Source organism: Wenzhouxiangella indolica (assembly GCF_042310355.1).
Lineage (GTDB): Bacteria > Pseudomonadota > Gammaproteobacteria > Xanthomonadales > Wenzhouxiangellaceae > Wenzhouxiangella.
Genome location: NZ_JBHJMR010000035.1, coordinates 1 through 1382 on the forward strand (window position 1 = coordinate 1; position 1382 = coordinate 1382).

Genomic DNA, 1382 nt, shown 5'->3' on the forward strand with positions numbered 1-1382 from the left:
TTGATCGAGACCACCGCTGGCGGTCTGGCGACTCGGGGCGGCCCTTTGACGTAGCGCTCGGGATGCGCCGCATAGTGCCGGTCCATGGCTGTTTGCCGTAGCTGCCAGAGTGCTTGGAACTGGCCGGTGTAGAGATCCTCAGGGGTGAATAGCGCCAAGCCTTCATGCGGTCTTTGACGATATGCCGGGAAGAACACGCTGCACCACTGCCGGGCGTGATCCTCGCCCCGGAAGCGGCCCGGGTAGCTCGGCCAATACTTGGTGGTCTTGAACTGGCTTTCGCTGAACGGATTGTCGTTGCTCACCCGCGGTCTCGAGAAGCTGCGCTCGACGCCCAGGTCGGATAACAGATCACCGAAGCTGTGCGCGATCATCGGCGATCCGCGGTCTTGATGGACGATCAGTTGATTGGGCTCGATGGCCCGGCGCGACAGGACCTCGCGGAACAGGTGGCAGGCCAGGCCGGCGTTCTCCTTGCGCGAGACCATCCAGCCGACAGGGTATCGGCTGAACAGGTCCAGAATGACGTACAGGCACAGGTAGAAGCCGCGGGTGATCGTCGGCAGCTTCGTAATGTCCCAGGTGTAGACCTGGTCTGGGGCGGTCGCCTCCAGTTGCGGCTTGACGTGGTGCTGTGTCGGGCGCTGGTTGCGGCGCTCGCGCGTCTCCTTTCGCCGGCGGAGCAGGCGATACATGGTCGAGATCGAGCCCAGTACAGTGCCTTCGCTGAGCAGCGTCGCATAGATCTGGCGCGGGGCGGCGTCCAGGAAGCGCTCGGAGTGCAGCGCATCGAGGATGCGCTGCTCTTCGGGCTCTGACAGTCCGCGACCTTTTCCGGCTGGCACTGCGGTTCGGTTGCGTTGCCGACGGTCTGGATAGCACCAATGGCGCGGTACGTTGAGAACCCGGCACGCCTGCGCCTTGGGCACATCCGGCGGCAAGGCAGTTAGGCAGCTCACGATTTGTTCCCGTCTTTGTCGCTGTCGAACAGGTGCAAGACTTTTTTTTGGAGATCGACCAACTGCTCGGCCACGTGGGCACGCTTCTCTAGCCGGGCATTGGCCTTCTTCAGCCGCTCGAGCTCCTTGTCGCGAGGGTCGGCGGGCTTACGTCCTGGCTGTCGCGCAGCGACACCAGCCTCGCCGTGCTCCGCTAGATCCTTGCGCCAGGTCGATAGCTGCCCAGCATAAAGGCCCTGGCGGCGCAGCCAGGCACCCTTCTCGCCATGAGGTAAAGAATCCGCCTCGGCCAGCAGGCGCTTCTTCTCGGCTACGCTAAAGCGGCGTCGGGTACGCTTCTCAAGGCGCGGGTCGGTGACAACTTCGTTGGAATCAGACATCTATTCACTCCGTAAGCGCCCTGAATGTTACAGATAAAACCGA

General features: G+C 62.7%; 2 protein-coding genes. Both read right to left on the minus strand.

What is annotated here, in order from left to right; all coding sequences use genetic code 11:
• On the minus strand, positions 1-845 hold an 845-nt coding region (locus ACDC67_RS15870; protein WP_376694612.1), incomplete at its 3' end, for a transposase.
• A 110-nt stretch (positions 846-955) separates the two neighbouring features.
• Positions 956-1339 (minus strand): transposase, encoded by a 384-nt coding sequence (locus tag ACDC67_RS15875; RefSeq protein WP_376694613.1) that lies wholly within the window; start codon positions 1337-1339, stop codon positions 956-958.
• Positions 1340-1382 lie beyond the last annotated feature (43 nt).